We start from the raw sequence: 26,570 nt of genomic DNA on the forward strand, positions 1-26,570 counted from the left end.
CGCACGGTAAGCCATTGCAGCAAGCATCGAGCGTGTCGTTATCCGCAGCCCAGGCGCTTCCGTTCTATACCAACGGCATGCGCATCGGGCTGCTTGGCGGCTCGTTCAATCCGCCGCACGCCGCGCATCGCGCCATCAGCCTGTTTGCGCTCAAGCGCCTGCAGCTCGACCGCGTGTGGTGGCTGCTGACGCCGGGCAACCCGCTGAAGAACCATGACGGCCTGCATGCGCTTGCCGAGCGCGCCGAGGCCGCGCGCCGCGTTGCCGATGATCCGCGCATCGACATCAGCTGTCTCGAAGCTGTCATTGGCGTCAGCTACACTGTGGACACGATCATCCACTTGCGCCGCCGTGTCTCCGGCGTGCACTTCGTCTGGATCATGGGCGCTGACAATCTCGCGCAATTTCATCGCTGGAAAGATTGGCGGCGCATCGCGTCCGATGTGCCGATTGCCGTGATCGACCGTCCGCCCCAAAGCTTCCGCGCCCTTGCCGCACCGGCGGCGCAGGCGCTCGCGCGCTATCGCATGCCCGAAAATCAGGCGACACGGCTGGCCGACCAGCAGGCGCCGGCCTGGGTGTTCCTGACAGGAATGAAATCCAATTTGTCTTCGACCGGACTTCGGAACCCGGACGGGAGCTGGAGAACGGCATGAAGCGCAAAAGGGTTACTGGAATATTGAAACCATTAACCCCACATGCGTAGTATGGCGCGTGGGGCCGAGGATTCGGCACCCGCGATACAGTGAAAGGAATGGTCCCTGGCCACATCTGTATTGTCAAAGTCTGTTTTACCCAAGGTTCCAAAGACTGCGCGTAAAACATCGACGAAAACCGCGGCCTTGCAGGCGCAACCGGACGCCGACAAACCGGATGCCAACAAGACGCTGAGCCTGATCCTCTCCCGCCTCGAGGACATGAAGGCGGAAGAGACGGTCACCATCGACCTTCGGGGCAAATCCGCATATTCCGACTACATGATCGTCACCACCGGCCGGGTTAACCGGCACGTTGGCGCGATCGCGGAAAATGTGACGAAGAGCCTCAAGGAGAACGGGGTCAAGAACATCCATGTCGAGGGCTTGCCCAATTGCGACTGGGTGCTGATCGATTCCGGCGAGGTGATCGTGCACGTGTTCAGGCCTGAGGTGCGCGAGTTCTACAACCTCGAGCGGTTGTGGACTCAGAACCCGGCGGTCGCGGCGGTCTAAGGGGGTTCGAAGCCGATGCGAATCGGCTGCAGCGCAGCTAGTCTGCGTTGATGCGCCTTGTCGTGATCTGCATCGGCCGTCTGAAACAGGGCCCTGAACGGGAGCTCGCCGAGCGTTACCGCGAGCGCTTCGAGGATATCGGCCGCAAGCTCGGGTTTCGCGGCCTCGACATCCACGAGATCGCGGAAAGCCGCGCGCGCGACACCGCCGCGCGCATTGCCGAGGAGGCTGCGGCGATCTCCGCATTGCTGCCTGAGAAGCACGCGCTGGTCGCCCTCGACGAACGCGGCAAGAGCATCGACAGTGCGACCTTTGCCCGGCAGCTCGGCCGCTGGCGCGACGAGGGAACAGCACATACTGTCTTCGTGATCGGCGGCGCAGACGGACTTTCGCCTGAATTGCAGCGCAAGGCTTTGTTGCGAATTGCATTCGGCTCCGCGACCTGGCCGCATCAAATGGTCCGCGTCATGCTTCTGGAACAGATTTATCGCGCCGCAACCATTTTGGCCGGCCACCCCTATCATCGCGCGTAAGGCGTGGTGACGGACAGTCGAAACCACTGAACTCACGCGAATGCAGCACAAGCGGGACACAGCTTCGTATTCGGCTTCGCATGCCGGCACCGCGCGCCGCCGCCGGCTGCCGGCATCGCTGCCGCTGTCGATCGCGATGTTCGCCGCCTATCCGCTGGCCGCGGCGCACGCGCAAGCGACACCACCAGCGCAGCAATCTGCGCCGCCGGCGCAGCAGGCCGCAACCGCGGAGCCGTCGCCCGATGAGATCAAGCAGCGCGAACAGGAACTCGAGGCCGCGCGCGAGCAGCAGCGCAAGGCGACCGAGCTGCAGGAGAAGCTGAAGGCCGACATCGCCGCGATCGGCCAGGACCGCAGCAAGCTCAATCAGCAGCTGATCGATATTGCCGGCCAGGTCCGCGGCGTCGAGACGCGGATCGCTGACGCCGAGGCACGCCTGCAGCCGCTCGACGGCCGTGAGCGCGAAATCCGCGCCTCGCTCGATTCACGCCGCTCCGAGGTGATCGAGGTGCTGGCCGCGCTGCAGCGCGCCGGGCGACGCACGCCGCCGGCGCTGCTGGTGCGGCCCGAGGACGCGCTGCAATCGCTGCGCACCGCAATGCTGCTCGGCGCCGTGGTGCCGGAGTTGCGCGTCCGCGCCGAGAAGCTTGCGGCCGATCTCGGCGAGCTGGTGGCGCTGCGCAAGACCATCTCGACCGAGCGCGACGCGCTGGCGGCCGACCGCGACAAGCTGAAGGAAGACCAGACCCGGCTGGCGGCGCTGGTCGACGAACGGCAACGGCAGCAGAGCGCGGCCGAAAAGGACATGGAGGCCGAAGGCGCCCGTGCCATCGCGCTGTCGAAGCAGGCCGACAATCTGCAGACCCTGATCGCCAAGATGGAGCAGGATCTCAAGAGCGCGGCCAAGGCCGCCGCCACCGCCAGCCTCCAGGGAGCGCCGGCGACGGTTAACGGCAAGCCGAATCTGGGGGCGCTCAAGGACCCGGCCCGCATGAGCCCGGCGGTCGCTTTCGCCTCGGCCAAGGGCCTGTTCTCCTATCCCGTGAATGGCACCAAGATTCGCGAATTTGGCGGTTCCGACGGCGCGGGGGGCGTACAAAAAGGCATTTCTTTGGCAGCCAAGCCGGGCGCGCAGGTCACAACCCCGTGTGACGGCTGGGTTGTTTACGCTGGTCCTTTCCGTAGCTATGGACAACTCTTGATCCTCAATGCCGGGGGCGGGTATCATGTCCTGATCGCCGGGATGGAGCGTATTTCGGTAAACATCGGCCAGTTTGTACTTACGGGGGAGCCGGTTGCGACCATGGGGTCGACGTCCCAAGTTGCATCCATTCTCGCGACAAATGCGAGCCAGCCAGTGCTCTATGTTGAGTTCCGGAAAGACGGCACTCCAATCGATCCAGGTCCATGGTGGGCCGCAAATGAAGGCGAAAAGGTTCGCGGATGATGCGCAAGACTTCGGTAATTCTCCTTAGCGCCGCCACCGGCGCGGCCCTGACGCTTTTCGTTACGCAGCCCCGCGCTGTGCTGATGGGATCGAGCGCGCGCGCCGCGACGTCGGACACCTATCGCCAGCTCAATCTGTTCGGCGACGTGTTCGAGCGGGTGCGCAGCGACTATGTCGAGAAGCCCGATGACAGCAAGCTGGTCGAATCCGCGATCTCCGGCATGCTGACCGGCCTCGACCCGCACTCGAGCTACATGGACGCCAAGAGCTTCCGCGACATGCAGGTGCAGACCCGCGGCGAGTTCGGCGGCCTCGGCATCGAGGTCACGATGGAAGACGGCCTGATCAAGGTCGTCTCGCCGATCGACGACACCCCGGCCTCGAAGGCCGGCATCATGGCCAACGACATCATCACGACCCTCGACGACGAGGCGGTGCAGGGTCTGACGCTGAACCAGGCCGTCGAGAAGATGCGCGGTCCGGTCAACACCAAGATCAAGCTCAAGATCATCCGCAAGGGCCAGGACAATCCGATCGACGTCACGCTGGTGCGCGACAACATCCGCGTCCGCTCGGTGCGTGCGCGCGTCGAGGCCGATGACATCGCCTATATCCGCATCACCACCTTCAACGAGCAGACCACCGAAGGCCTGAAGAAGGAGATCACCAATCTGCAGGGCCAGATCGGCGACAAGCTGAAGGGCTACGTCATCGATCTCCGCAACAACCCCGGCGGCCTGCTCGAAGAAGCGGTCACGGTGTCCGACTCCTTCCTGGAGCGTGGCGAGATCGTCTCGACCCGCGGCCGCAACGCCGAGGAAACCCAGCGCCGCGCCGCCCATCCGGGCGACCTGACCAAGGGCAAGCCGGTGATCGTGCTGATCAACGGCGGCTCGGCATCGGCCTCCGAAATCGTCGCCGGCGCGCTGCAGGACCACAAGCGGGCGACGCTGGTCGGCACCCGTTCGTTCGGCAAGGGCTCGGTGCAGACCATCATCCCGCTCGGCTCGGGCAATGGCGCGCTGCGCCTGACCACCGCGCGCTACTACACGCCGTCGGGCAAGTCGATCCAGGCCAAGGGCATCGTGCCCGACATCGAGGTGCTGCAGGACGTGCCGGAAGAGCTGAAGGCGCGCACCGACACCAAGGGCGAAGCCTCGCTGCGCGGCCATCTCAAGAACGACGGCGACGAGAAGACCGGCTCGCAGTCCTACGTCCCGCCGGACGCCAAGGACGACAAGGCGCTGAAGATGGCCGACGACCTGCTGCACGGCATCAAGTCGACCTCGAGCGCGCCAGCGGCGCCGGAGGCCGCGCGCGACAAGGCCGCGGTCGACAAGCCGGGCAACAAGGCCGCGAACTGATTTAATCCGATCGATTCGGCGAACAGGGCGGCCCGCGGGCCGCCCTTTCTGCTTTCGGTGTCCGCCCGTAACCGTGCTTTGCCGGGCAGGCCGGCGCGCGGGATTGCACCGCATCGTGCTATCGTTCGCGCTGTTGATTCGGGGAGGGTCATGGCAGAAGCGGCCGACGAACTGAGCACGCCGCTTGGGCAGACGACCGTGGGCAGGACGCGCTGGTTTCGCCTGCCATTCACGGCGATGCAGGCGCTCGCCGTGCTGCTCGGGCTCGTGCTGGTCGGCTTTGTCGGCATCGCGCTGTTCAACGACAACCCGCTCGGGGGCGAGCCGATCGCCCGTGTCACGCTGCGCAATCCCCCGCCCGCCGCCGACGACGACAAGCACGCTCCAGCCGCCCAGGCGGCGGCCGAACCGGCGGCCAAATCCGCCGCCAAGGCCCCGGCCGCAGCCAGTGACGCGAGAACCGTCACCATCATCGACGGCTCCAACGGCAAGCGCCAGGACGTGGTGATCGGCGCCGGCGATCCGGCCGACAAGGCCGACGGCGATACGCCGCCACTTGCGATGACTGGCATCGATCCGCGCCTGCTGGAAAAGTCACGCTACGGCATGATCCCGGTGGTCACCGACGGCCTGAAGCCGTTCACGGTCTACGCGGCCGAGGCTGACCGCGCCAAGGCCGCCCGGATGCCCGTGGTCGCCATTGTGGTCGCCGGCCTCGGCGTCGGCGCCGCCAAGACCACCGACGCCATCATGAAGCTGCCGCCGGCGGTGACGCTGGCCTTCACGCCCTATGGCTCCGATCCGGGCAAGCTTGCGGAACGTGCCCGGACCCAGCGTCACGAGATCCTGCTGCAGATCCCGATGGAGCCGTTCGACTATCCCGACAACGATCCCGGGCCGCAAACCCTGCTGACCACGCTGAGCAGCGAGCAGAACCTCGACCGCTTCTATTGGCACCTCAGCCGCCTGCAAGGCTATGCCGGGATAGCCAATTTCATGGGAGGCCGGTTCGTTGCGGCCGATCCCGTGATGCACCCCATCGTCCGCGAAGCGGCCAAGCGCGGCCTGAGCTATTTCGACGACGGTTCCACCCCACGTAGCGTCGCGCAGACCCTCTCAGCGGGCCAGTCATTGCCGTTCGCCAAGGCCGATTTCGCCATCGACGCGGTGCCGACGTCGGCGGAAATCGACCGCGCGCTGGTCAAGCTGGAAACCATCGCCAAGGAACGCGGCACGGCGGTGGGCGTCGCCTCGGCGTTGCCGGTCTCGATCGAGCGGCTCGGCGCCTGGCTCAAGACACTGGACTCCAAGGGCATTATGCTTGTGCCATTGACAACGGCGATGCTGAAATCAAAATCGGGCTAAAGATTCAATCCGTTGGTGCAGCTCGATACCTTGCCGGGGGGCCGGGTCGGGCGGCTCCAGAAAATGTGCGAGGTAGCGGCAGCATGGCACGTTATGAAGACCTGCCCTATCGAACCTGCGTCGGCATCATGCTGCTGAATACAGCGGGGCTGGTCTTCATCGGACGCCGCGCGGGCGGCATCGAGCATGTCGACGACGCGCATGTCTGGCAGATGCCGCAAGGCGGCGTCGATCCCGGCGAGGATACGTTTCAGGCGGCGCGACGCGAGCTCTATGAGGAGACCAGCATCAAGTCCGTGGAGAAGCTCGGCGAGGTCTCGGACTGGCTGATCTATGATATCCCACGCACCGTCGCCGGCCGCGCCTGGAAGGGCCGCTATCGCGGACAGCGACAAAAGTGGTTCGCGTTACGCTTCACCGGCGATGAGAACGAGATCAACGTCGCCAATCCGGGCGGCGGCCACAAGGCCGAGTTCATCACCTGGCGCTGGGAGCCGATGAAGAATCTGCCGGAGCTGATTGTGCCGTTCAAGCGTCCGGTCTATGAGCGCGTCGTGAAGGAATTCGCCGGTCTGGCGGCCAAGTAGCCGACCGGGTCAACGCGCGACGTACCCACCGAGATGTCATCAGATAAGCCCTATCGCCCCAATGTGGGCATCGCGCTGTTCAACGCCGACGGACGCGTGCTGATCGGCCACCGGATCAAGGACGACGGTCCGGAGATCGTGCTGCCCGGCCTCGAATGGCAGATGCCGCAGGGCGGCATCGACGCCGGCGAGGATCCGGGCCAGGCCGTGATGCGCGAATTGTGGGAAGAGACCGGGGCGGTCAACGCCGACTATCTCGGCGAGACCGACTGGATGACCTACGAATTCCCCGCCTATGACGGGCCGGCATCGCACCGGCTCGCCAAGTTCCGCGGCCAGCGGCAGAAATGGTTTGCGCTGCGCTTCACCGGACGCGACGAGGAGATCGATCCATTGACGCCGCGCAACGGCCAGCCCGCCGAATTCGATCAATGGCGCTGGGAGCGCCTCGACCACGTTGCCGATCTCGTGGTGCCGTTCCGCCGCAACGTCTATCGCGCGGTCGCGACCCGGTTCGCGGAATTCGCCGGCTGATCCTGCGGCGGTATGCGCCGCGCGTCGCCCGGTGTCATGCCGTAGGTCGAACGGAAGACGCGATAGAAGGTCGCGATGCTGTCGAAGCCGCACGAGAACGCGATCTCGTCGATGCTGCGCTCCCGTATGGCGTAGAGCGCGCGCCTCGCCGCCTTCAACCTTGCCGCCGTCAGCGTCCGCGCAAATGACAGGCCGGTTGGCTCGAACAGCGCATGCAATTGCCGCAGTGAGATGCCGAGCTCGGCGGCAACCACGGCCGGCGTGAGCGAGGCGCGATGCAGGTCGCGGAACAGAATTTCGCGGGCGGCATGAAGGTAGCCCGCATGCAGCGCAGCACGGATTTCGTCCTGGCGTGGCCGCACGCGTCCGCGCGCGAGCAGCGCCAGGCGCACCATATGCGCAACGTCGTCGGCGAACTGCCCGGCTTGCGCGAGATCTCGCGTCATCGAGCGGAACATGGCGCCGACAAGCCGGGTCAGGCTCGCATCACGCGCCAGCGCGACCGGCGGCGCATCCTCGATCCGCGCGCCGAGCACGAGCTCGTCGGTGACCGGGATCTTGAGGCTGAAGAAGTCAAAGCCGTCGGTCCGTTCGGGTGTCGAGGCAAACGGAAGATTGGAGTGGCCGAACACCAGGTCGCCGTTGCGCACGAACTGGACACGATCGCGACCGATATTCATGTGGCCGGGGCCGCGCACCTGCCAGGCGAGATGCAGGCTGTTGCTCGGAACGCGCGCGATGTCGGATGCGGTCCGGCTGACGCGGTAGGAGGAAGCCGACATTTGCGCCAGCACGGCACTGCCCACCGTCGTCGCCGAGAAGTGTCCGCGGAAATCGGCTCTCTTGTCGCGCTCGAGCTCGATCGTGACCCCGAACAGGCTCTTGCCGCGCACCTCGCACCAGTGCTCGAAACGGTCCTGCGGGCGGAGAGCATCGGTGGTGAAGGTCAGCACGGCAGCTTGTCCGTTATGTCAGGAATGAAATCGCGATGCGGTCGGGCCGTATCGTCATCGCGCTGCAGCTTGTCATTTGTGCGCGATCCCTGCTGTAACCTGCTTCACATATTTGCAGGTCGTTCGGTCGGGCCGACCGCGAAGAAGCGACTTGTCGAGAAGAGGCGAGCCGCCGCAGCGTCGCTTCCTCATCGTCGGCAACCAATCGGCCCTGACCTGCGATATCGGCCGCGAGGATTGCTGCGACCTTACGCTTCATGAGTAGCGGCCCCCGAACCCAGATATGCCGAGGAGAATGCCGCCAGACGATCCCGCGCGCAATAAACATTGAACGCTCGCCACGGCGTGGCGAGCGTTGAATTATTCAAGCCTTCTCAGGCGATGATCGAAAAAGTGTGAGCTATTCCACTAAGGGGTCGGCTCACTCGACATGGCGGCGCGATCGCCGGTCGGCAACCGCGCCCTAGTGCATAGCCGTCGTGTTGAGCTCTTGCTGGATGCTCTTGAAGTGGTCGAGCCGCTCGATCGCGTGGTCGAGCTCGGAGCCCTCCTTCTCGGCGAGCTTCTCCTGCATCTCGTTGATCGTCTCGGCGAACTTCGCGCGATCGATGTCCGCAAGCGCGGTCGCGACGTCGGCGAGCACGGTGAGGCCCTTGTCCGAGACCTCGGCGAGGCCGCCGAGCACGATCACCTTCTCGCGCTTGCCGGCGGTCGTGATCGTCAGGATGCCCGGACGAACCGTGGCGATGACCGGAGCGTGTCCGGCGAGCACACCGAAATCACCCTCCACGCCGGGGACGTCAACCTGATCGACCTCGCCGGAGAAGGCGAGCTTTTCGGGAGAGACGAGATCGAAGTGGAAGGTGGCCATTGTCTTTCCGTTCTTTGCGCTGTCACCCGCGGGCTCGACCCGCGGGTCCATCAGTCAAAATACTTCACGTGCGATGGATCGTCGGATCAGGTCCGGCGATGACGACATCCCAAAGCTTAGGCGGCTTCGGCCGCCAGCTTCTTGCCCTTCTCGACGGCTTCTTCGATGGTACCGACCATGTAGAACGCCGCTTCCGGCAGATGGTCGTACTTGCCCTGGCAGAGATCGCGGAAGCCCTTGATGGTGTCGGCGAGGTCGACGAACTTGCCCGGCGAGCCGGTGAAGACTTCGGCGACGTGGAACGGCTGCGACAGGAAGCGCTCGACCTTGCGGGCGCGGGCGACCGTCAGCTTGTCCTCTTCCGACAATTCGTCCATGCCGAGAATGGCGATGATGTCCTGCAGCGACTTGTAGCGTTGCAGGATCTGCTGGACCATGCGCGCGGTGTTGTAGTGCTCGTCACCGACGACGAGCGCCGACAGCATGCGCGAGGTCGAGTCGAGCGGATCCACCGCCGGATAGATGCCCTTTTCCGAGATCGCGCGCGACAGCACCGTGGTGGCGTCCAAGTGCGCGAACGAGGTGGCGGGCGCCGGGTCGGTCAAGTCGTCGGCCGGCACGTAGATCGCCTGCACCGAGGTGATCGAGCCCTTCTGGGTGGTGGTGATGCGCTCCTGCAGCGCGCCCATGTCGGTCGCGAGCGTCGGCTGATAACCCACCGCCGAAGGAATACGGCCGAGGAGCGCCGACACTTCCGAGCCCGCCTGGGTGAAGCGGAAGATGTTGTCGACGAAGAACAGCACGTCCTGGCCCTGGTCGCGGAAGTGCTCGGCAACGGTGAGACCGGTCAGACCGACGCGGGCGCGGGCGCCCGGCGGCTCGTTCATCTGGCCGAACACCAGCGCGCACTTCGACTTCACGCTCGGATCCGGGTTGTGCGGATCGGCGTTGACCTTCGATTCGATGAACTCGTGATAGAGGTCATTGCCTTCGCGGGTGCGCTCGCCGACGCCGGCGAACACCGAGTAACCACCGTGCGCCTTCGCGACGTTGTTGATGAGCTCCTGAATCAGCACGGTCTTGCCGACGCCGGCGCCGCCGAACAGGCCGATCTTGCCGCCCTTCGCATACGGAGCAAGAAGGTCGACGACCTTGATGCCGGTGACGAGAATTTCGGCTTCGGTCGACTGGTCGGTATAGGTCGGCGCTTCTTGATGGATGGCGCGCAGGCCGTCGGACTTGATCGGGCCTGCTTCATCGATCGGCTCGCCGATGACGTTGATGATGCGGCCGAGCGTGCCTTCGCCGACCGGCACCCGGATCGGTTCGCCGGTGTCGGTCACTTCCTGGCCGCGCACGAGGCCCTCGGTGATGTCCATCGCGATGGTGCGGACGGTCGATTCGCCGAGATGCTGCGCGACTTCGAGCACCAGGCGGTTGCCGCCGTTCTTGGTCTCGAGTGCGTTCAGAATCGCCGGAAGGTGGCCTTCGAACTGCACGTCGACCACGGCGCCCGTGACCTGGGTAACGCGACCGATCTGATTGGCTGCTGTAGCCATGGACTGTTCTCCTTCGAAAATCTGCCTTAGACCGCCTCAGCGCCGGAGATGATCTCGATCAGCTCCTTCGTGATCTGGGCCTGACGGGTTCTGTTGTAAATCAGGGTTTGCTTGCGAATCATCTCGCCGGCATTGCGGGTCGCGCTGTCCATCGCGCTCATCTGCGCGCCATAGAACGAGGCGTTGTTCTCGAGCAGCGCGCGGAAGATCTGCACCGCGAGGTTGCGCGGCAGAAGGCTGCCGAGGATCTGGTCCTCTTCAGGCTCGTATTCGTAGGACGTGGAGGGCGCCGCATTGGCCGCGGGCTCAGCCACCTCCAGCGGGATGATCTGCTGCGCGGTCGGGATCTGCGCGATCACCGACTGGAAGCGCGAGTAGAACAATGTGCAGACATCGAACTCGCCGGCCTCGAACCGAGCCAGCACCTTGTTGGCGATGTCCTCGGCATTGGCGAAGCCGATCTGGCGCACCGAACGCAGGTCGAGGTGCTCGACGATGCGCTTCTCGAAGGTCCGGCGCAGCTGCTCGTAACCCTTGCGGCCAACGCAGAAGAATTTGACTTCCTTGCCCTGCGCGAGCAGCGCGTTCGCCCGCTCGCGCGCCAGGCGCACGATGGCAGAGTTGAACGCGCCGGACAGGCCGCGTTCGCCGGTGCAGACCAGAAGCAGGTGCACCTGATCGTTGCCGGTGCCGGCAAGCAGCGCCGGCGCGCCGGGCGTGCCGTTGGCTGCCGCGGCGATGTTGGAAATCACCGCATCCATCTTGGTGGCATAGGGCCGCGCCGCTTCGGCGGCGTTCTGCGCGCGGCGCAGCTTCGAGGCTGCGACCATCTGCATAGCCTTGGTGATCTTCTGCGTCGCCTTGGTCGAGGCGATGCGGACCCGCATGTCTTTTAGTGACGCCATTCTTCGTTCACCCCGGCGATCCGACCACAATGGTCAGATCGCAAGCCTCCGTTCGTCACGCCCGGCGGCGAGCCGGGCGACGCCCCATTCGTTATGCAAACGTCTTGGCGAAGCCCTCGACGGCCGTCTTGAGCTTGGCGGCGGTGTCGTCGGACAGATCGCGGCTGGTGCGGATCGCATCGAGGATGTCGGCGTTCTTGCCGCGTAGCAGCGACAGCAGACCGTCCTCGAACGCCTTCACCTTGTTGAGCGGCAGCGGATCGAGATAGCCGTTGGTGCCGGCCCAGATCACGCAGACCTGCTCTTCCATCTTCAGCGGCGAGAATTGCGGCTGCTTCAGAAGTTCGGTCAGACGCGAGCCGCGGTTGAGCAGGCGCTGGGTCGAAGCGTCAAGGTCCGAACCGAACTGCGCGAACGCCGCCATTTCGCGGTACTGCGCGAGCTCACCCTTGATCTTGCCGGCGACCTTCTTGGTCGCCTTGGTCTGCGCCGACGAACCGACGCGCGACACCGACAGACCGACGTTCACGGCGGGACGGATACCCTGGAAGAACAGATCGGTTTCCAGGAAGATCTGGCCGTCGGTGATCGAAATCACGTTGGTCGGAATGTAGGCCGACACGTCGTTGGCCTGGGTTTCGATGACCGGCAGCGCCGTCAGCGAGCCCAAACCATGCTCCTTGTTGAGCTTGGCGGCGCGCTCGAGCAGGCGGGAATGCAGGTAGAAGACGTCGCCCGGATAGGCCTCGCGGCCCGGCGGGCGGCGCAGCAGCAGCGACATCTGGCGATAAGCGACGGCCTGCTTGGACAAGTCGTCATAGATGATCACGGCGTGCATGCCGTTGTCGCGGAAGTACTCGCCCATGGTGCAGGCGGTGAACGGCGCGATGTACTGCATCGGCGCCGGATCGGACGCGGTGGCCGCGACGATGATCGAGTATTCCAGCGCGCCCTGCTCTTCGAGCACCTTGACGAACTGCGCGACGGTGGAGCGCTTCTGGCCGATTGCGACGTAGACGCAATACAGCTTGAGGTTCTCGTCCGGCTGGGCGTTGAGCGGCTTCTGGTTCAGGATGGTGTCGAGCGCGATCGCGGTCTTGCCGGTCTGACGGTCGCCGATGATCAGCTCGCGCTGGCCGCGGCCGATCGGGATCAGCGCATCGATCGCCTTGAGGCCGGTGGCCATCGGTTCGTTCACCGACTTGCGCGGAATGATGCCGGGCGCCTTGACGTCGACGCGCTTGCGTTCGGTGGCCTGGATCGGGCCCTTGCCGTCGATCGGGTTGCCGAGCGCGTCGACGACGCGGCCGAGCAGGCCCTTGCCGACCGGCGCGTCCACGATCGCGCGGGTGCGCTTGACGGTCTGGCCTTCCTTGATCTCGCGGTCGGCGCCGAAAATCACGATACCGACGTTGTCGGTTTCGAGGTTGAGCGCCATGCCGCGCGTGCCGTTCTCGAACTCGACCATTTCACCGGCCTGAACGTTGTCGAGACCGTAGACGCGGGCGATACCGTCACCGACCGACAGCACCTGGCCAACTTCGGTGACCTCGGCTTCCTGGCCGAAATTCTTGATCTGGTCCTTGAGGATCGCAGAAATTTCTGCGGCGCGGATGTCCATCAGCCTGCCTCTTTCATCGCGTTCTTGATCGAATTGAGTTTGGTGCGAAGCGAACTATCCACCATGCGGCTGCCGAGCTTGACCACCAGGCCACCAATAATGGAGGGATCGACCTTCACGTTGAGCGCGACGTCCTTGCCCGTCACTGATTTCAGTGCGGCCTTCAGCGCGTCGAGATTCTTGTCACTGAGCTGCTCGGCGACGGTGACTTCCGCAGTCGCCTCGCCCTTGAACTTCGCCACCAGCGCGCGATAGGCGCGGATCACATCGGCAACGGCGAACAGCCGGCGATTGGCGGTGAGCACCTTGAGGAACTTGGCCGACGTGCCGGCGATGCCGGCCTTGTCGAGCACCGCGGTCAGCGCCTTCAGCTGGGCGTCCGCCGCGAACACCGGACTGCGGACGAGGCGCTTGAGATCGGCGCTCTCGTTGAGCAGGGCCTCGAACTTGTCGAGGTCGGCCCGGACTTGATCGACGGATTGCTCGTCGCGCGCCAACTCGAACAGGGCCGTTGCGTAACGACCGGACACTCCCGAAACGGACGGATCTTCAGCAGCCACGAGCTCGCTCTTTTTTGCTGTCAAATTCGCAAGGGAAAAACCGTCGCCACCAAAGCAGCGCCTAGCGATCCAAGCCCTTGGAATTCAAGCGGGACTTCGATTTTCGACCGGCACAGGACGTGCCGGGACCGTTAAAATCGCGGCTTTGCTAACATAGCAATCGCGCAGGTGCAACATGACGGCATCGTGAGTGCCGCCTTGTCGCATGCGCTTTTTGCCGACCGCAGCCGGTGGCCGAGCCGGAAAATTTGGCGCGCGGAAATTCGGCGCGTCGGCTCCGATTCGCGCCGCCGCGATTTTGTTCCATCGAAATTTGCATAGGCCTATGGCCGAGCGCGCAGGGAACTCCGGGCCGGCTGCGGTTTCATTTAGCGATTACTTACCGAAAACTTACCGTCGCCTCGATAATCAGTATTGGCAAGTATATTGATCGTTAAAAATTGGTTAAACAGCAAGATTACGGGACCTCGATTGACTACCCCAAGGCGGTAACAAGATATTTCAGCACGAGATAATCCGGATTTACTGCCCAATTCGTGCCTCATTGGGAAACCAAACGGCCTTGGTCAACGAAGGGACGGGGGTTCCACTTGCCGCGTTAGCGGCAATACTGTCTGAGGGTCTTATCAATGCTGAATATCAAGAAGGCGGCGGGCAACGTAACCCGCTCGCGTACGGCGCTTGCGTTTGTAGCCGCAACTATTCTGGTCGGGGGCAGCGTGACCGAGGCGTCCGCGAAGTCCCGGCACCACCATCATCGCCACCACCATCATCACCACGCCCGCGCCGAAGGCTCGTCCTGGCGCGACGCCAATGCATCGATCCAGCCGTCCGGCGGCCACTCGTTCTCGGGGATGGCCTCCTTCTACGGCAATGAGTCGGGCAGCCGCACCGCTTCCGGCCAGCGCTTCAACCAGAACGCCATGACCGCGGCCCACCGCTCGCTGCCGTTCGGCACCAGGCTCCGCGTCACCCATGGCGGCCGCAGCGTCGTCGTCACCATCAACGATCGTGGCCCGTTCATCCGCGGCCGCGTGCTCGACCTCTCCACCGGCGCAGCACGCGCCATCGGCCTGACCGGTGCCGGCGTCGGCCGCATCACCGCTGAGGTCGTCTCGTAAGCGCCTTCAGTAAGCGTTGCGTTGCGTAACGGCCGCGAGGCCTGCTTCGCGCCAAAAAATGGCCTGCCGTCGCAAATGACGGCAGGCTTTTTCTTTTGCGGGACGTGCTGCCAGCCGCCGTCATTGCGAGCGGAGCGAAGCAATCCATTTCACCGCGTTTGCGGACACATGGATTGCTTCGTCGCTTTCGCTCCTCGCAAATGACGGTCAAGATTGAAGCTGCTTACAAAAAGCTCTGCGGATCGACGTCGACCTCGAGCTTCAGATTGCCCTTGGTCTTGGGACCGGATTCCAGCCATTCGCGCAGATATTGCGACAGGTCGACATTGCGCAGCGACTTCACCAGCAGGCGGAAGCGATAGCGGCCCTTGATGACGGCGAGCGGCGCCTCGGCGGGGCCGAGCACCTGGATCCGCTCATCGAGCGGCGCCACCGCGGCGAGCTTGCGGGCGAAGCCTTCCGCGGTCGGACGGTCGCCGGCGGAGACGATCAGGCTCGCCAGCCGACCGAACGGCGGGTAGCCGGTGCGCTCGCGAATCTCGATCTCGCTGGCATAGAACGCCTCGCGGTCATTGGCGATCAGGGCCTTGATCACCGGATGCTCCGGCTGATGGGTCTGCAGAAAGCCGACGCCGCGGCCCTGCTCGCGGCCGGCGCGGCCGACCACCTGGTTCAGCAGCTGGAACGTCCGCTCGGCGGCGCGCGGATCGCCATTGCTCAGGCCGAGATCGGCGTCGATGACGCCGACCAGATTGAGCCGCGGGAAGTTGTGGCCCTTCGCCACCAGCTGGGTGCCGATGATGATGTCGACGCGGCCCTCGGCGATCTCGTTGAGCTCGCTGCGCATGGTCTCGATCGAGGTGATGAGATCGCTCGACAGCACCATCGTCCGTGCCTCGGGGAAGATGTGGGCGGCCTCCTCCTGCAGGCGCTCGACGCCGGGCCCGACCGCGACCAGCGATTCCTCGGCCGCGCAATGCGGGCAGATATTCGGGCGCGGCATCGAGAAGCCGCAATGATGACAGACCAGCCGCTGTCGGAACCGGTGATCGACCAGCCATGCATCGCAGATGGTGCAGGCGAAGCGGTGGCCGCAGGCCCGGCACAGCGTCAGCGGTGCATAGCCGCGGCGGTTGAGGAACAGCAGCGCCTGCTCGCGGCGCTCGATGGCATGGCCGATCTGCTCGGCCAGCACCGGCGAAATGAAGCGGCCGCGCGGCGGCGGCGCGCGGCGCATGTCGATCGCCTCGATATGCGGCATGTGCTGGCCGCCGAACCGCGACGGCAGCGCCACGCGCTGGTAGCGCCCCTTGCGCGCATTGACCTCGCTCTCGACCGACGGGGTCGCCGACGCCAGCACGATCGGAATCTTTGCGATATGGGCGCGGACCACCGCCATGTCGCGCGCGTGATAATGCGCGCCGTCGTCCTGTTTGTAGGCCTGGTCGTGCTCCTCATCGACGATGATGAGACCGAGATCGGCATAGGGCAGGAACAGCGCGGAGCGGGCGCCGACCACGACCGGCGCCTTGCCCTCGGAGATCGCGGCCCAGTTGCGCGCGCGCGTGCGCGGCGTCAGCTCCGAATGCCACTCCAGCGGCCGCACGCCGAAGCGCTGCGCGAAACGGTCGAGGAACTGGCCGGTCAGCGCGATCTCCGGCATCAGGATCAGCGTCTGCTTGCCGCGGCGGATATTCTCGGCGATCGCCTCGAAATAGACTTCGGTCTTGCCGGAACCGGTGACGCCGTCGAGCAGCGCGACGTGAAAGCTGCCGCTCGCGGCCAGCGTCCGCATCACGTCGACGGCGCTGCGCTGCTCGCGCGAAAAATCCGGCTGCGCGTAGGAGGGATCCGGAACGGGCGGCGGTGCCGGCGGCGGCATCGCCTCAACCGTCAGGGTGCCTTCGTCGACCAGGCCGTCGATCACGCCGGAACTGACGCCGGCCTCCCGCGCCGCCTCCGACTTGCCGTGCAGCAAGCGGTCCGACAGCACCTCGATCACCCGCCGGCGCGCCGGCGTCAGGCGCCGCGGCGGCTCGCCGACCAGCCGCACGCCGAGCCGCATCCGCTCCGGCCCGAGATTTTCGCCCATCCGCAGCGTCATCCGCAGCACTGTGCCGCGTGCCGACAAAGTGTAATTGGAGACCCAGTCGACCAGCTGGCGCAGCTCCGGCTTCAGCGGCGGAACATCGAGCTTCTCGCTGACGTCCTTGAGCCGGTTGTGCAGCCGCGGATCCGGATTGGCATTTTCCGCCCACACCACCGCAACCACCTCGCGCGGCCCGAGCGGAACGCCGATCACGTCGCCCGGCGCAAGCTCCATGCCGCGCGGAACGCGGTAGGAATAGGTCTGGTTCAGCGCGACAGGCACCAGCACGTCGACGACACGTATCGTCGATGCAGAGGCTGGGCCGGGGCGCGTGGTATGGTCCATTGAATCAGAAACCTTGAACCCGAGCGGGCTAGAGATTTGGTTTCTGATTGAATCAGAACCAAATCTCCAGCTTCTTGTTTTGACGCGTTTTCTTCACGCGAACAGGCGTCCACTTCGCTCGAAAACGCTCTACCACCGCTTCGCGCCTTAGCGAACGGTAAACGAAGGCAGTGCGATATAATCAGGAGATGAGCAGCGCCAATAGCCCTTAAGACACGGACTTAAAACCCAGACATGGCCCGGACCGATCAGCCTATCCAGCCGCTCGAGCTCGATTGCGCCGACGCATCGGTCACGCAGGAGATGACGCGCTGGCTGTCGCATCTGCGTGCGGAGCGGCGGCTGTCGCCGAAGACGCTCGAGGCCTATGCCCGGGACGTGCGCCAATGCCTCGCCTTCCTGGCCGGGCACTGGGGCGCGCGGGTGACGCTTAAGGCATTTGCCGCGCTCGAGGCGAGCGACGTGCGCGCCTTCATGGCGATGCGCCGAACCGAGGAGATCGGTGGGCGATCGCTGATGCGGGCGCTGGCGGGCCTGCGCTCGTTCGGACGATTCCTGGAACGCGAGGGCAAGGGCAAGGTCGGCGCGCTCTCGGCGATCCGCGCGCCCAAGGTGGCGAAGAGCCTGCCGAAGCCGATTCACATGGAAGCGGCGAAACGCTTCGCCGACGCCGACGAGCGCGCGGACGAAACCCGCGAGACCTGGATCCTGGTGCGTGACGCCGCCGTCATGGCGCTGCTCTATGGTTCGGGCCTGCGCATCTCCGAGGCGCTGGGGCTGAAGCGCCGCGACGTGCCGAAACCTGGCGAAGGCGACGTGCTCGTGGTGACCGGCAAGGGCAACAAGACCCGCATGGTGCCGGTGCTGCAGAACGTGCTGCAATTGATCGCGGACTATGCGGCGATCTGCCCGCATCAGCTCAGCCCGACCGGGCCGATGTTCGTCGGCGCGCGCGGCGGTCCCTTGAGCCCGCGCATCATCCAGCTCACCATGGAGCGGCTGCGCGGCGCGCTCGGCCTCCCCGACAGCGCAACGCCGCATGCGCTGCGGCATTCCTTCGCCACGCATCTGCTGAGCCGCGGCGGCGATCTGCGCGCGATCCAGGAATTGCTCGGCCACGCATCGCTGTCGACCACGCAAATCTACACCGGCATCGACAGCGACCGCCTGCTCGAAGTCTATCGCTCCGCGCATCCCCGAGGTTGAACGTTCGGTTCTGAAAAAATAAAGCGCGGGCTTTGGCCCGCCGTCATGCGCCGTTCATCTTGATACGGCTACCCAAAACCGTTCGGCCCTTGCCTTGTGCGCCGCATTCGGCAATCGTGGCGCGGTCTCATCCGGAGGGGAATCATGAGCGCACATGAAAGTATGGAGCACGCGGAGCATGCCGAGCATGCCTCGGGCGAGAACAAGAAGATCGCGCTCCTGATCGCCGTGATCGCCCTGTGCCTGGCGCTGTCGGAAACGCTCGGCAAGGGCGCCCAGACCGAATCGATCAGCAAGAATGTCGAGGCCTCCAACCTGTGGGCCTTCTTCCAGGCCAAGAGCATCCGCCGGACCGCGGTGCAGACCGCGGCCGAACAGGGCAAGCTGAACCTCGCGACCACCACCGACGAGGCGGCCAGGGCCGCGCTGCAGAAGCAGATCGACGATTGGCAGAAGACCGCGGCGCGCTATCGCTCGGAGCCGGAAACCGGCGAGGGTTCGGAGCAGCTCTCCGAACGCGCCAAGCACGCCGAGCATGAGCGCGACGAGGCCACCGCGAAATATCATCATTTCGAGCTTGCCTCCGCCGCCTTCCAGATCGCCATCGTGCTGGCATCGGCGACCATCATCACGGGCATCATCGCGTTGGCCTGGGTCTCCGGCCTGGTGACGCTTGCCGGCATCGTGATGACGGCGCTCGGCCTGTTCCAGCCGCACTTGCTGCATCTGCATTGAGCGCAGCGCGCCGCTTTCGAACCGTCATCCTGAGAGGCTGTGAGGCTTTCATGGCCGTCATTGCGAGGAGCGATAGCGACGAAGCAATCCATCCTTCCGTTCTGCCGACTTATGGATTGCTTCGCTTCGCTCGCAATGACGAGAATAGGGATCCTTCGAGACGACACGCAGAGCGCGGCTCCTCAGGATGACGGACCGAAGAGTCCTGCTTAGAGAGGCTTGCTGGTCTGATGCACGCTTTTGCGGAAGCGCGCGATCACACGCAGCGTGCGCGCCGCCCAGCCCTCGCCGTCGCCACTGATCATCTCGCGAATGCGCCGCTTGATCGGGTCGACCAGCGCGGTGGCCTTGGCCCGCAGCGCCATCACGAAATTATAGAGTGCCTCGAACCAGGGCATCTCCAGCAGCTTCGGCCGCGTCACGTCGAACAGGAAGGCCGTCACGCCGACGCCGACGAACTTGGCGAACAGGATCAGCGAGACCGCACTGAACCAATATTGGTTCGCCAGTAGCCAGAGCCCGATCAGCTTGAGCGGAAACAGCGGGATGACCGGCACGACGAAGACGATCAGCGTCATCGCCGGCGACAGCGAATCGACCCGGTCGGCAAGCCATTGCTTGAGCGCGCGGAGCGGAATCCACGCCACCGCCCGCGCCACGATCGGCTCGAGATGGTCCCATAGCCAAGCCTCGACCAGGAAGATGATCGCAAGCAGGACCCAGAACGGCTGAAGCAGGCGGCGCAGCATCGCTATGATCTCAACCCGGCTGACGCCGGACTTTCGATCATCACATATGGATGGCGCGCTTGCCCACCGCAAGCGCGGCTTCCTTGATCGCCTCCGAACGGGTCGGGTGCGCGTGGCAGGTGCGAGCCAGATCTTCGGCCGATCCGCCGAATTCCATCAGAACGCAGGCTTCATGGATCATTTCGCCGGCTTCGCGGCCGACAATGTGGACGCCAAGCACCCGATCCGTCTTCGCATCTGCGAGAATTTTCACGAAGCCGTCGGTGGTCTGATTGACCTTGGACCGGCCGTTTGCCGTGAACGGGAATTTGCCGACGGTGTAGGCGACGCCGGCCTGCTTGAGTTCTTCCTCGGTCTTGCCGACCGACGACACTTCCGGCGTGGTATACACAACACCTGGAATGACGTCGTAGTTCACGTGGCCGGCCTGGCCCGCGATGATCTCCGCACAGGCAACGCCTTCGTCTTCCGCCTTGTGCGCGAGCATCGGCCCGGCCACGACGTCGCCGATCGCATAAATACCCTTCACGTTGGTCGAGAAGTGCGCGTCGATCTCGACGCGGCCGCGATTGTCGAGCGCGACGCCGGCTTCCTTCAGCCCGAGGCCCTCGGTGTAGGGCACCCGGCCGATGCAGACGAGCACGACGTCGGCTTCGATGGTTTCCGCAGCGCCACCCGCGGCGGGCTCGACCTTGGCCTGCAGCGTCTTGCCGGAGCTATCGACCGCGGTGACCTTGGCGCCGAGCTTGAAGACGAAGCCCTGCTTCTCGAGCATGCGCTGAAATTGCTTTGCCACCTCGCCGTCCATGCCGGGCAGGATGCGGTCGAGGAATTCCACGACCATGACGTCCGCACCGAGACGCCGCCAGACCGAGCCAAGCTCGAGCCCGATCACCCCCGCGCCGATGATCAGCAATTTCTCCGGCACCTTCTCCAGCGACAGCGCGCCAGTCGAGGACACGATGCGCTTCTCGTCGATGTCGATACCCTTCAGGCGGGCGATATCGGAGCCGGTGGCGATCACGATGTTCCTGGTCTCGACGGTCTCGGACTTGCCGTCGCCGGAGACCTCGACCTTGCCGGCACCGAGGATCTTGCCGGTCCCCTTGAGCACGTCGATCTTGTTCTTCTTCATCAAGAACTCGACGCCCTTGACGTTGCCGTCGATGCCCTGCTGCTTGAAGTTCATCATCGCAGGCAGATCGAGCTTCGGCGCCGGGACGCTGACGCCCATCTTGGCGAAGGAGTGCCCGGCTTCCTCGAACATCTCGGAGGCGTGCAACAGCGCTTTCGACGGCATGCAGCCGACGTTGAGGCAAGTGCCGCCCAGCGTCGCGTCCTTCTCGACGACGGCGACCTTCATGCCGAGTTGCGCCGCGCGGATCGCGCAGACATATCCGCCCGGGCCGGTGCCGATGACGACGAGATCGTAAGAAGCCATGATGGAAGGTCCTGTAGCTAAGCTCTGTGACAATTGCGCGGGGCGCGATCGTGACGGCAGACCGCCGCCCGCTCTTGATCGTGTGCTAGCGACCGCCCGACACGTCGAGGATCGCGCTGGTGACATAGGAAGCCTCGTCCGAGATCAGCCAGACGATGGCGTTGGCGATTTCATCGGCGGTGCCGACACGCTTCATCGGCACCATATGGGCAAGCCGGTGCGCGCGATCGGGCTCGCCCCCCGCGGCGTGGATGTCGGTGTCGATCAGTCCGGGCCGGATGCCGGCGACGCGGATGCCCTCATTCGCGACTTCGTAGCCGAGGCCAATCGTGAAGGAATCGATCGCGCCCTTGGAAGCGGCATAGTCGACATAGGTGTTGGGCGCACCGAGCTTCGCCGCCACCGAGGACAGGTTGACGATGACGCCGCCCTTGCCGCCGTGCTTGGTCGACATGCGCTTCACCGCCTCGCGCGCACACAGGATGCTGCCGGTGACATTCACTGCCATCATCTGCTGGATACGCTCGGCCGACATCTCGTCGACACGCACGCCGCTCTTGCCGACGATGCCGGCATTGTTGACGAGCGCGCCGAGCGTGCCGAAGCCGTCGGCCGCCTTGAACAGCGCCAGGATGTCCTGCTCGCTGCCGACATCGCATTTCACCGCGATCGCCTTGCCGTTGCTGGCTTCGATCGCGGCGACGACCTCGTCCGCCGCGGTCTTGTTGGATGCATAGCCGACCACGATGCGATAGCCGCGCGCGGCGGCAGCGAGCGCGGCGGCGCGGCCGATGCCGCGGCTGCCGCCGGTGATGACAACGACCTTATCCGTCACTTTGATCCCCAAATGTGAGCAACCAACAGATCGCGGCGCCCGAGCCGATCGGACGCCGCGCGCGATACGACCTTAGAGGTCCAGCACCAGGCGGGCCGGATCCTCCAGGCTCTCCTTGACGCGCACCAGGAAGGTAACCGCTTCCTTGCCGTCGATGACGCGGTGATCATAGGACAGCGCCAGATACATCATCGGGCGCACCTCGATCTTGCCGCCGACCACCATCGGCCGCTCCTGGATCTTGTGCATGCCGAGGATGCCGGACTGCGGCGCATTCAGGATCGGCGTCGACATCAGCGAACCGTAGATGCCGCCATTGGTGATGGTGAAGGTGCCGCCCTGCATCTCGTCGATCTTGAGTTGGCCGTCGCGGGCGCGGCGGCCGTAGTCGGCGATCGACTTCTCGATGTCGGCGATCGACTTGTGGTCGCAGTCGCGCACCACAGGCACCACGAGGCCGCGGTCGGTGCCGACCGCAACGCCGATGTGATAGTAGTTCTTGTAGATCAGGTCAGAGCCGTCGATTTCGGCGTTGACCGCCGGAATGTCCTTTAGCCCCTGCACGACCGCCTTGGTGAAGAAGCCCATGAAGCCGAGCTTCGAGCCGTGTTTCTTCTCGAACGTGTCCTTGTAGAGGGCCCGCAGCTTCATCACCTCGGTCATGTCGACCTCGTTGAAGGTCGTCAGCATCGCGGCGGTGTTCTGCACGTCCTTGAGGCGGCGCGCGATGGTCTGGCGCAGCCGGGTCATCTTCACGCGCTCCTCGCGCGCGGCGTCGTCCGCCGGCGACGGCGCACGAACCTGCACGGCGGCGGCCGGCTGGTTGACCGGGGTCGGCGCCGAGGCGGCCTTCTCGATCGCGGCCAGCATGTCGCCCTTGGTCACGCGGCCGTCCTTGCCCGAGCCGGGAACGGTGGACGCATCGATGCCGCTTTCAGCGGACAGCTTGCGGACCGAGGGTGCCAGCGGCGCATCCGCCGGCGGCGCCTTCGGCGCAGCGGCAGCAGCCGGCGCAGCAGCGGCAGCCGGTGCGGCGGCCTTGGCGGGAGCCGCAGCAGCCGGCTTGGCGGCCGGAGCGGCGCCGTCATTGATCTGTCCGAGCAGCGCGCCGACGGCGACCGTCTCGCCGTCCTTGGCGATGATCTCGCCGAGCGTACCGGCCACCGGCGCGGGCACCTCGATGGTGACCTTGTCGGTCTCCAGCTCCACCAACGGCTCGTCCACCGCGACAGCTTCACCGGCCTTCTTGAACCAGCGGCCGATCGTGGCCTCGGTCACGGATTCGCCGAGCGTTGGAACGCGAATTTCAGTCATGGTCTTTTCCTCGATAACCCTGCGGTCGCAAAATTTGCGGTCGTGAAACTTGTCCGCCACCGCCCGCAAAGCGAGCGATCCGGTACTCCGTGACGACAGCACTTCTGCTGGATGACGCGGGATACCGGATGCCCCGCATTCGCGGGGCATGGCTTCAATGAAAGTCGTTAGTTCAGTGCGTCGTCGAGCAGCGCCTTGAGCTGCGCCAGATGTTTCGACATCAAGCCGGTCGCGGTTGCCGCCGATGCCGGACGGCCGGCATAGCGCGGACGCCTGTTGGGTGCGTGGATCTGGTTGAGCACCCATTCCAGATAGGGCTCGATGAAGTGCCAGGAGCCCATATTGCGCGGCTCTTCCTGGCACCAGACCACTTCGGCGTTCTTGAAGCGGCCGAGCTCCTGCACCAGCGCCTTCAGCGGCACCGGATAGAGCTGCTCGACGCGCATCAGATAGATGTCATCGATGTCGCGCTTCTCACGCTCCTCGTAGAGATCGTAGTAGACCTTGCCGGAGCACAGCACGACGCGGCGAATCTTGTCGTCCGGCACCAGCTTGATCTTCTCGTCCGGCAGCATCTGCGCGTCATCGTACAGAATGCGGTGGAACGTGGCGTTCTTGCCGAGCTCCTCGAGCTGCGACACCGCGCGCTTGTGGCGCAGCAGCGACTTCGGCGTCATCAGGATCAGCGGCTTGCGGATCTCGCGATGCAGCTGGCGCCGCAGCACGTGGAAGTAGTTCGCCGGCGTGGTCGGATTGACCACCTGCATGTTGTCTTCGGCGCACATCTGCAGGTAACGCTCGAGGCGCGCGGAGGAATGCTCCGGTCCCTGCCCTTCGTAGCCGTGCGGCAGCAGGCAGACGAGGCCCGACATGCGCAGCCACTTGCGTTCGCCCGAGGAGATGAACTGGTCGAACACCACCTGCGCGCCGTTGGCGAAGTCGCCGAACTGCGCTTCCCAGAGCGCCAGCGCATTCGGCTCGGCCAGCGAGTAGCCGTATTCGAAGCCGAGCACCGCCTCTTCCGACAGCAGCGAGTTGATGACCTCGTAGTGGCCGGTGTCTTCGCCGCCGAGATGGTTGAACGGCGTGTAGCGGCTCTCGTCCTCCTGGTCGATCAGCACTGAATGGCGCTGCGAGAAGGTCCCGCGCTCGGAATCCTGGCCGGACAGTCGCACATGATGACCTTCCTGCAGCAGCGTGCAGAATGCCAGGGCCTCGCCGGTGGCCCAGTCGATCCCGACACCGCTATCGATCGCCTTGGCGCGATTGTCGAGGAAACGCTGGATGGTGCGGTGGACGCGGAAGCCGTCCGGCACCTTGGTGATCTTGCGGCCGATATCCTTGAGAACGGCGACATCGACGCCGGTGACTCCGCGGCGGGCGTCCTCTTCCTGGTCGGCGATCTTGAAGCCTGCCCACTTGCCGTCGAGCCAGTCGGCCTTGTTCGGCTTGTAGCCGGCGCCGGCTTCAAGCTCGGCGTCGAGCCGCGCGCGCCAGTCGGCCTTGGCCTTCTCGACCTCGCCCTCGGTCAACACGCCGTCAGCGACCAGCCGCTTGGCGTAGATCTCGAGCGTTGACGGGTGAGAAGCGATCTTCTTGTACATCACCGGCTGGGTGAAGGCCGGCTCGTCGCCCTCGTTGTGGCCGTGGCGCCGGTAGCAGAACATGTCGATGACGACCGGCTTGTGGAATTTCTGCCGGAACTCGATCGCGACCTTGGCCGCGAACACCACGGCCTCCGGATCGTCGCCATTCACGTGGAAGATCGGCGCATCGATCATCTTCGCTACGTCGGACGGATAGGGCGACGAGCGCGAGTAGCGCGGGTAGGTGGTGAAGCCGATCTGGTTGTTGACGATGAAATGCAGCGAGCCACCGGTGCGATAGCCCTTCAGGTCGGACAGGCTGAAGCATTCAGCCACCACGCCCTGGCCTGCGAATGCCGCGTCGCCGTGCATCAGCAGCGGCAGCACGGAGATACGCATATCCGGCGGATCGCCGTGCTGGTCCTGCTTGGCGCGCACCTTGCCCATCACGACCGGATCGACGATCTCGAGATGCGACGGGTTTGCGGTCAGCGACAGATGGATGTTGTTGCCGTCGAACTCGCGGTCCGAGGAGGCGCCGAGGTGATACTTGACGTCGCCCGAGCCTTCGACCGAGTCGGGGTTGGCCGAACCACCCTTGAACTCATGGAACAGCGCGCGGTGCGGCTTGCCCATCACCTGGGTCAGCACGTTGAGGCGGCCGCGATGCGGCATGCCGACCACGATCTCCTTCACGCCGAGATTGCCGCCGCGCTTAATGATCTGCTCGAGCGCCGGGATCAGCGATTCACCGCCATCGAGGCCGAAGCGCTTGGTGCCGGTGAACTTGGTGTCGCAGAACTTCTCGAAGCCGTCCGCCTCGATCAGCTTGTTGAGGATCGCGCGGCGCCCCTCGGGCGTGAACGAGATCTCCTTGTCCGGCCCCTCGATGCGCTCCTGGATCCACGCCTTCTGCGCGGCGTTCGAGATGTGCATGAATTCGACGCCGAGCGTCTGGCAGTAGGTGCGTTCGCAGATCTGCACGATCTCGCGCAGCGTGCCGTATTCGAGGCCGAGCACGTGGTCGAGGAAGATCTTGCGATCGAAGTCCGCCTCGGTGAAGCCGTAGGAGCGCGGATCGAGCTCCTCGCGGTCGCGCGGCGCCTCGATGCCGAGCGGATCGAGCTTGGCGTGGAAATGGCCGCGCATGCGGTAGGCGCGGATCAGCATCAGTGCGCGAACCGAATCGCGGGTGGCCTGATGGACGTCGGCATCGGACAGTTCGGCGCCCTTGGCCTGCGCCTTGGCCGCGAGCTTGGTGCCGACCGCCTTCTCGACCTGGGCCCAGTTGCCGTCGAGCGCCGAGGTCAGCTCGTCGCGCGGCGTCACCGGCCAGTTGTCGCGGCCCCACGAGGCGCCCTCGGCGTTCTTCTGGACATCGGCCGGGGCGTCCTTCAGGCTTTTGAAGAAATCCTGCCACTCGGCGTCGACCGACGACGGGTCCTGCTCGTAGCGGGCGTAGAGGTCGTCGATGTAGGCGGCGTTGGTCCCCTGCAGGAATGATGAGAGTGCAAAAGCGGCGTTCGCGTCTTGGCGAGACATGGGCAGTCCTGGTGATTTTTTCGGTTCGCGCGTAGGAGACGGCGCTGATGCCGGTCTGGAAGTGCGCCGGCTGGATTGATACCCTTTACCCTATCTA

General features: G+C 64.8%; 24 protein-coding genes. 11 read left to right on the plus strand and 13 right to left on the minus strand.

Features of this window, described 5'->3' with window-relative positions:
* Window positions 1–32: 32 nt before the first annotated feature.
* From ACVMB1_RS32615 to ACVMB1_RS32650, 8 genes are all read left to right on the plus strand, one after another.
* The gene (locus tag ACVMB1_RS32615; RefSeq protein ID WP_080583350.1) at window positions 33–656 is read left to right on the plus strand and encodes a nicotinate-nucleotide adenylyltransferase; all 624 of its coding nucleotides are present in this window, start codon (window positions 33–35) and stop codon (window positions 654–656) included.
* A 186-nt stretch (window positions 657–842) separates the two neighbouring features.
* Window positions 843–1,211, plus strand: coding sequence for a ribosome silencing factor (rsfS, locus tag ACVMB1_RS32620; protein ID WP_016847840.1), 369 nt, complete (start codon window positions 843–845; stop codon window positions 1,209–1,211).
* Between the two features lie 50 nt (window positions 1,212–1,261).
* Complete coding sequence (rlmH, locus tag ACVMB1_RS32625) at window positions 1,262–1,744, plus strand: 23S rRNA (pseudouridine(1915)-N(3))-methyltransferase RlmH (protein WP_076834612.1); 483 nt, start codon at window positions 1,262–1,264, stop codon at window positions 1,742–1,744.
* A 40-nt stretch (window positions 1,745–1,784) separates the two neighbouring features.
* Entirely contained in the window at window positions 1,785–3,191 is a 1,407-nt protein-coding gene (locus tag ACVMB1_RS32630) for a murein hydrolase activator EnvC family protein (RefSeq protein ID WP_083715231.1), read from the plus strand.
* On the plus strand, window positions 3,188–4,555 hold the full coding sequence (locus ACVMB1_RS32635; RefSeq protein ID WP_057020912.1) for a S41 family peptidase: 1,368 nt from the start codon (window positions 3,188–3,190) through the stop codon (window positions 4,553–4,555). Before ACVMB1_RS32630 ends, ACVMB1_RS32635 begins: the two co-directional genes overlap by 4 nt.
* Window positions 4,556–4,705: 150 nt before the next feature.
* Window positions 4,706–5,920: a divergent polysaccharide deacetylase family protein gene (locus tag ACVMB1_RS32640; RefSeq protein WP_057020913.1), complete on the plus strand. Its 1,215-nt coding sequence runs from the start codon at window positions 4,706–4,708 to the stop codon at window positions 5,918–5,920.
* Between the two features lie 83 nt (window positions 5,921–6,003).
* Entirely contained in the window at window positions 6,004–6,507 is a 504-nt protein-coding gene (locus tag ACVMB1_RS32645) for an RNA pyrophosphohydrolase (protein ID WP_016843816.1), read from the plus strand.
* A gap of 33 nt (window positions 6,508–6,540) precedes the next feature.
* On the plus strand, window positions 6,541–7,041 hold the full coding sequence (locus ACVMB1_RS32650) for an RNA pyrophosphohydrolase (RefSeq protein ID WP_076834615.1): 501 nt from the start codon (window positions 6,541–6,543) through the stop codon (window positions 7,039–7,041).
* Here the strand turns inward: ACVMB1_RS32650 and ACVMB1_RS32655 are convergent.
* From ACVMB1_RS32655 to ACVMB1_RS32685, 7 genes are all read right to left on the minus strand, one after another.
* Window positions 6,999–7,994 (minus strand): helix-turn-helix domain-containing protein, encoded by a 996-nt coding sequence (locus tag ACVMB1_RS32655; protein WP_076834617.1) that lies wholly within the window; start codon window positions 7,992–7,994, stop codon window positions 6,999–7,001. The two genes, ACVMB1_RS32650 and ACVMB1_RS32655, sit on opposite strands and share 43 nt — an antisense overlap.
* Before the next feature lie 13 nt (window positions 7,995–8,007).
* On the minus strand, window positions 8,008–8,253 hold the full coding sequence (locus ACVMB1_RS32660; RefSeq protein ID WP_141342851.1) for a hypothetical protein: 246 nt from the start codon (window positions 8,251–8,253) through the stop codon (window positions 8,008–8,010).
* 204 nt (window positions 8,254–8,457) lie between these two features.
* A complete protein-coding gene (locus ACVMB1_RS32665; RefSeq protein ID WP_028336321.1) occupies window positions 8,458–8,865 on the minus strand; it encodes a F0F1 ATP synthase subunit epsilon in 408 nt (135 codons plus the stop codon).
* A 116-nt stretch (window positions 8,866–8,981) separates the two neighbouring features.
* Complete coding sequence (gene atpD / locus ACVMB1_RS32670) at window positions 8,982–10,424, minus strand: F0F1 ATP synthase subunit beta (protein WP_016843821.1); 1,443 nt, start codon at window positions 10,422–10,424, stop codon at window positions 8,982–8,984.
* A 26-nt stretch (window positions 10,425–10,450) separates the two neighbouring features.
* Window positions 10,451–11,329, minus strand: coding sequence for a F0F1 ATP synthase subunit gamma (locus tag ACVMB1_RS32675; protein WP_076834620.1), 879 nt, complete (start codon window positions 11,327–11,329; stop codon window positions 10,451–10,453).
* A 91-nt stretch (window positions 11,330–11,420) separates the two neighbouring features.
* Window positions 11,421–12,950, minus strand: coding sequence for a F0F1 ATP synthase subunit alpha (atpA, locus tag ACVMB1_RS32680; protein ID WP_028340804.1), 1,530 nt, complete (start codon window positions 12,948–12,950; stop codon window positions 11,421–11,423).
* Complete coding sequence (locus ACVMB1_RS32685; RefSeq protein WP_028340805.1) at window positions 12,950–13,510, minus strand: F0F1 ATP synthase subunit delta; 561 nt, start codon at window positions 13,508–13,510, stop codon at window positions 12,950–12,952. The genes atpA and ACVMB1_RS32685 overlap by 1 nt, the downstream gene beginning before the upstream one ends.
* Before the next feature lie 629 nt (window positions 13,511–14,139).
* Here ACVMB1_RS32685 and ACVMB1_RS32690 point away from each other — a divergent pair.
* On the plus strand, window positions 14,140–14,631 hold the full coding sequence (locus ACVMB1_RS32690; protein ID WP_057020918.1) for a septal ring lytic transglycosylase RlpA family protein: 492 nt from the start codon (window positions 14,140–14,142) through the stop codon (window positions 14,629–14,631).
* A gap of 223 nt (window positions 14,632–14,854) precedes the next feature.
* Here ACVMB1_RS32690 and ACVMB1_RS32695 read toward each other — a convergent pair whose 3' ends face one another.
* A complete protein-coding gene (locus tag ACVMB1_RS32695) occupies window positions 14,855–17,065 on the minus strand; it encodes a primosomal protein N' (protein WP_076834622.1) in 2,211 nt (736 codons plus the stop codon).
* A 234-nt stretch (window positions 17,066–17,299) separates the two neighbouring features.
* Here ACVMB1_RS32695 and ACVMB1_RS32700 point away from each other — a divergent pair, with 234 nt between their 5' ends.
* Entirely contained in the window at window positions 17,300–18,271 is a 972-nt protein-coding gene (locus ACVMB1_RS32700; protein WP_076834624.1) for a tyrosine recombinase XerC, read from the plus strand.
* A 144-nt stretch (window positions 18,272–18,415) separates the two neighbouring features.
* Window positions 18,416–19,006 carry a DUF4337 domain-containing protein gene (locus tag ACVMB1_RS32705; protein ID WP_028336314.1) on the plus strand — a complete coding sequence of 197 codons (591 nt, stop codon included), beginning with the start codon at window positions 18,416–18,418 and terminating at the stop codon, window positions 19,004–19,006.
* 209 nt (window positions 19,007–19,215) lie between these two features.
* Here ACVMB1_RS32705 and ACVMB1_RS32710 read toward each other — a convergent pair whose 3' ends face one another.
* From ACVMB1_RS32710 to ACVMB1_RS32730, 5 genes are all read right to left on the minus strand, one after another.
* Complete coding sequence (locus ACVMB1_RS32710) at window positions 19,216–19,755, minus strand: hypothetical protein (protein WP_076834626.1); 540 nt, start codon at window positions 19,753–19,755, stop codon at window positions 19,216–19,218.
* A gap of 40 nt (window positions 19,756–19,795) precedes the next feature.
* Window positions 19,796–21,196 carry a dihydrolipoyl dehydrogenase gene (gene lpdA, locus ACVMB1_RS32715; protein ID WP_057020923.1) on the minus strand — a complete coding sequence of 467 codons (1,401 nt, stop codon included), beginning with the start codon at window positions 21,194–21,196 and terminating at the stop codon, window positions 19,796–19,798.
* Between the two features lie 85 nt (window positions 21,197–21,281).
* A complete protein-coding gene (locus ACVMB1_RS32720) occupies window positions 21,282–22,031 on the minus strand; it encodes an SDR family oxidoreductase (protein WP_076834703.1) in 750 nt (249 codons plus the stop codon).
* Between the two features lie 72 nt (window positions 22,032–22,103).
* Window positions 22,104–23,345, minus strand: a complete 1,242-nt coding sequence (gene odhB / locus ACVMB1_RS32725; RefSeq protein WP_076834705.1) for a 2-oxoglutarate dehydrogenase complex dihydrolipoyllysine-residue succinyltransferase — start codon at window positions 23,343–23,345, stop codon at window positions 22,104–22,106.
* A gap of 167 nt (window positions 23,346–23,512) precedes the next feature.
* The gene (locus ACVMB1_RS32730; protein ID WP_076834628.1) at window positions 23,513–26,473 is read right to left on the minus strand and encodes a 2-oxoglutarate dehydrogenase E1 component; all 2,961 of its coding nucleotides are present in this window, start codon (window positions 26,471–26,473) and stop codon (window positions 23,513–23,515) included.
* Between the last annotated feature and the right edge of the window lie 97 nt (window positions 26,474–26,570).

Source organism: Bradyrhizobium sp. USDA 4504 (assembly GCF_054063995.1).